We start from the raw sequence: 5,011 nt of genomic DNA on the forward strand, positions 1-5,011 counted from the left end.
GTTCGGCGGCGACGCGGGCGTCGGGGATCGCGCGCAGGCGCAGCCGCGCCGGGCGCCGGTCCCGCAGCAGCGTCTCGACCCCGCCGAGGCCGCGCACCTCCACGTCCCAGGTCAGGTCGATCTCGCCGGCGGGTGCCGAGGCGGCCTGGTCCCGGGTCTCCTGGACCGGACGGCGCAGCACGACGTCGTAGCGGTGCCGACTGAGCTCGTTGTGGTGCCGGGCACGCTTGACCCGGACGCAGACCTCCAGGCCGGCTTCGGCGGCGAGTGCCTCGAAGAACGCCGGGGCGACGACGAGTTCCTTCTCCAGCCGCAGCCGCCGGTCGACGGCGGCGGTGAAGCGGGCCGGGTCGGTGGCGGGGCCGGACTGGGCGAGCTCGACACCACTGTGGAACGCGCGCAGTCGGCCGAGGTCGCGGACGTCGCCGACGAACAGCGTGCCACCCGGGGCGAGCAGGTCGAACGCGCCGAGCAGCACCCTGCGCAGGTAGTCGGCGCTGGGGAAGTACTGGATGACCGAGTTGATGACCACGGTGTCAAAGAACCCGCCGGGCAGCCCGCCGGTGACGTGGGCCGGCGCCTGGCGCAGCTCGACGCGGCCGAACCGGGTCGGGTCGGTGGCGAGCTCGGCGCGCAGCTTCGCGACGACGGGGGCGGCGAAGTCCGTCCCCCAGTAGGCGTCGCGGTCGGGGGCGAGCTGGCCGAGGAGCAGGCCGGTGCCGACGCCGATCTCCAGGATCCGCCGGGGTTCGAGCGCCCCGATGCGTGCGACGGTCGCCGCCCGCCACTCCCGCATGTGCGCCACCGGGATCGGCTGGCCGTCGTAGCTGGAGTCCCAGCCGGTGTAGTCCTCGACGGTCGCCGCGGTCGGGATCCGCTCGTATTCGTCGGTGTAGATCTGGTTCCACTCGCCGACCTGCGCGGTCTCGGTCGCGGCCCGGTCGCCGGTGGAGGGTTCGGCGGGCACGACGTAGGCGACGAGGCGCTTCGAGCCGACGGTGAGCGGGTCGGGTGTCGCGAGGACGGCGGACTGGCTGACGGCCGGGTGCGCGTCGAGCGCGGCGACGACCTCGCCGAGCTCGATGCGGTGGCCGCGAATCTTGATCTGGTCATCGGTGCGGCCGAGGAAGTCCAGGTTGCCGTCGGGCCGCCGCGTCGCCAGGTCACCGGTGCGGTACATCCGCGCGCCGCGGGCCGCCGGGTCGGCGACGAACCGGGCGGCGGTCAGGCCGAACTGGTCGAGGTAGCCGCGGGCCAGGCCGTCGCCGGCGATGTACAGCTCGCCGGCGACGCCGTCCGGGACGGGACGCAGCCAGCGGTCGAGGATGTGCACGGTGGTGTTGCGGATCGGGCGGCCGACGGTCGGCGTCGCGCTGTCCGCGGTGCCGGCGCCCAACGTGTTGATGGTGTACTCGGTCGGCCCGTACAGGTTGTAGCCGGCGGTGTCGTCGGTGTCCCGCAGCCGGTTCCAGACGGAGTCGGGCACCGCCTCGCCGCCGAGCATGACCAGGGGCGGCCGGTGCCGCTGGCCTTTCCCCCGGCCGGGCGCCGGGCTGTCGGCGGCTTCGGTGCGGTCGAGCAGACCGGCTTCGAACAGGTGCAGGGCGTAGGTCGGGGTGACGTTCACGGCGTCGATGCGGTGCCGGTCGCAGTAGGCGACGAGCCCCTCGGCGTCGCGGCGCAGATCCTCGTCGCAGATGTGCACCTCGTGGCCCTCGACGAGCCAGAGCAGCTCCTCCCAGGACATGTCGAAGGCGAACGAGACAGTGTGCGCGATCCGCAGCCGGCGCCCGCCGGTCGCCGCGATCGTCGGCGCGAAGATCTCCTTCTGGTGGTTGAGCTGCATGTTCGTCAGGCCCCGGTAGGGGGTGACGACGCCCTTGGGCCGCCCGGTCGAACCCGACGTGTAGATCACGTAGGCCGGGTGGTCGAGGCGCCCGGCGCGGTCGCGGGCGAACAGCCCGAGCTCGACGTCCGACAGCGCGGTCGCCGGCGTCGCGGCGAGTTCGGCGGCGAGCGCGGCATCGTCCAGCTCCAGCCAGGTCACCGGCGGCCGGGCGGCGGCGGGCTGGTCGGGCTGGTCGGAAAGGTAGCGACGGGTGCTGGCGGTGGTCAGTAGCAGCGCGGCGCGGGCGTCGGCGACCATGCCCAGCAGCCGGGCCGGCGGATGGTCCAGCTCCAGCGGCAGGTAGGCGGCGCCGGTGCGCAGCACGGCGAACAGTGCGACGACCATGTCCAGCGTGCGGCCCAGCCCCAGGGCGACCACCGTCTCCGGGCCGGCGCCGCGGGCGAGCAGCAGCCGGGCCAGCCGGTTCACCTGGGCGTCGAGCTCGGCGTAGGTCAACGTCCGCGCGCCGAGGACCAGCGCGACGGTGTCCCGCTCCGCGGCGGCGCGGGTCGCCAGCATGTCGGCGATGGTGTCCGCGCCGATCGGCAGCGGTTCGACGGAAGCGGCGGCGGTGCGCCGGGCCCGTTCGGCGGGCAGCAGCGGGTCGAGCGAACCGACCGGCGCGCCGAGGTTGCCGGCCAGCGTGTCGACCATCGCGAGCAGGCGGGCGAACAGCGCTTCGGCGAACGGCGCGGGCACGACGTCCGCGCGGTACTCCAGCCGGACGCTGATCCGCGCGCCCGGGAAGAGCACGAACGTCAGCGGGTAGTGCGTGTGGTCGAGGCTGTCGCCGCCGATGATCCCGTGCCGGTCGCTGATCTCGTCGTTCGCCACCTCGTTCATGAAGTTCTGCAGGACGTAGAGGGTGTCGAACAGCACTGGCTGGCCGCTGGCCCGCTGGAGGTCGCCGAGTCCGAGGTACTCGTGGTCGAGCAGGCCGAGGCGGTCGTCGGCGAGGCGGCGCAGCAGGTCGCCGACGGACTCCCGTGGGTCCAGGCGCACCCGGACCGGGACGGTGTTCAGGAACAGGCCGATGACCTCGTCGATGCCGTCGAGATCCGTCGGGCGCCCGGCGACGGTCGTGCCGAACACGATGTCCTCGCCGCCGGTCGCGCCGGCCAGCACCAGTGCCAGCGACGCGTTGAGCAGCGTGTTCAGGGTGACACCCGCGGCCCGGGCGGCCGCGCGGGCGGCGCTCGCCGAGTCGTCGGACAGCTCGGTCGTGATCCGCTCCGGCGCGACCGGCGCCAGTCCCCGAGCCGCGGGCACCACGAGGGTGGGGCCGTCGAGGTCCGCCAGCGCCGCGCGCCAGGCCGCCTCGGCCGCGGCGGTGTCCCGTCCGCGCAGCCACCACAGGTAGTTCTCGAACGAGCCGACCGTCGACGGCGCGGTGGGGCCGCCGTCGGCGGCGTACAGCTCCAGCAGCCCCTCGACGACGAGCGGGCCGGACCAGCCGTCCCACAGCAGCACCTGCCGATTGATCACGATCCGGTCGTGGCCCTCGGCGAGGTGCAGCAGGCTCAGGCGCAGCAGCGGCGGGCGGGCGACGTCGAAGGGCCGGGCCCGGTCGGCCGCGGCGATCTGTTCCGCGCGGGCGGAGCGGTCCGGCTCCGCCAGCCCGGTCAGGTCGGACTCCTCGACCGACGCCGGGAGCTCGCTGGCGATGACCTGCACCGGGCGGTGCAGGCCCTCGCTGAGGAAGCCGGCGCGCAGGGTCGGCGTGCGGGCCAGCAGGGCCGCGAGGGCGCGACGCAGCCGGTCGGCGTCGAGCCGGTGGCCGAAGTCGAGGGAGAACTGCGCGGTGTAGGCGTCGCTGGTCGGGTCAAGCACCGAGTGGAAGTACAGGCCTTCCTGCAGCGGCGACAGCGGCCAGACCGCCTCGACCGGGGCGGGGAAGTCGCGGGCGATCCGCTCCGCCTCGACGGCCGTCAGCGTGATCAGCTCGGCGCCAGAGCCAGAGCCGGGCCGGGCGGCAGGGGACGTGGCGAGGGCGGCGAGCTCGCCCAGGGCGGCGAGGTACGCCTGGGCGATCCCGTCGGCCTCCTCGCTGGTCAGCACGGTCCTCAGGTACGTGAAGGTGGCGCGCAGGCGCGGGCCCTCGGCGGTGTCCAGGCAGGCGACGTCGACGGTCAGCGGGTAGCCGACGCCGAGGCTCGGGTCGGGCTCGGCGGCGAGCGCGTCGAACTCCTCGGCAACGCCCCAGTCGGCCCGGCCGTCCGCGCCGAACCGGCCCAGGTAGTTGAAAAGCACCTGGGCCGGGCCGGCGGCGGCGAGGGTGGGGCCGGCCAGCGGACTGGCATAACGCAGCAGCCCGAAGCCGAGGCCGCCGTCGGGTACGGCCCGCAGGGCGGCGCTGACGTCGGCCAGCGTGGCCCGCGGGTCGGTGTGCGCCGGTGCGAGGCGGACCGGCGCGATGGTGGTGAACCAGCCGACCGTGCGGGCGAGGTCCACCCCTGGGACGACTTCCTGACGTCCGTGCCGTTCGAGGTCGACCAGCAGCTCGAGGTCAGCGGCGCCGTCAGCGTCCGCCGCCCCCGGCCGGGCGGCGACCGTGCGGGTCAGTGTGCTGACCCAGGCCGGCGCGCGGGTCCCGGTGGGTCTGGAGGCGGTGCGGGTGCCGGCCGGTGGGGCCATCGCCGTGCCCGCGCCGTTGCCGGCCGGCGCGGCGAGCGCGGTCCTGGTGGAGTCGACCGCGGCGGGTGCGGGTGACAATCCGGCCGCCGCTGCCCCCGTCGTCGCGGGTCTGGGCGTGTCCTCGGGCTGGCCGGGGGTGTGGACCTGGGCCGCCGCCGCCCAGGTCCAGTCGCCCTCGGGGGGCCGGGGCCTGGACGCGTACGGCCGTGGTGCCGGGATGTCCCGGCCGGACGGCCCCACGGCAGGTGCTGGAACCGCGCCGGACGCCGTCGTCGCCGTGCCACCTACTCCGCCGGGGGCGGTGGGCGCGGTCGTCCTCACCGCGCCCCTGGGGGCCGTCACGGCCTGGCTGGACGGCGTCGAGGTGCGTGTGCCGGCGGGTTCGGTCGCCACGCTGCCCGCGGCAGCGGCCGGCGGCGGCAGCCTGACCGCAGTCGGTGGGCCGCTGCTGGCGACGGCGGTCTCCGGGGCCGCGCCGATGCCCGCGGC

At 75.4% G+C, this 5,011-nt stretch carries 1 protein-coding gene and 1 pseudogene; one reads left to right on the top strand and one right to left on the bottom strand.

What is annotated here, in order from left to right; translation table 11 throughout:
* On the bottom strand, positions 1-4,522 hold a 4,522-nt coding region (locus tag MXD58_RS19740), incomplete at its 3' end, for a non-ribosomal peptide synthetase (protein WP_250609705.1).
* On the opposite strand from MXD58_RS19740, the pseudogene MXD58_RS19745 reads away from it, so the two are divergent.
* Positions 4,503-5,011, top strand: a pseudogene (locus tag MXD58_RS19745) (DUF5719 family protein); the annotation flags it as partial. The gene MXD58_RS19740 and the pseudogene MXD58_RS19745 sit on opposite strands and share 20 nt — an antisense overlap.

It is taken from the genome of Frankia sp. AgKG'84/4, from assembly GCF_023242965.2.
Classification (GTDB): domain Bacteria; phylum Actinomycetota; class Actinomycetes; order Frankiales; family Frankiaceae; genus Frankia.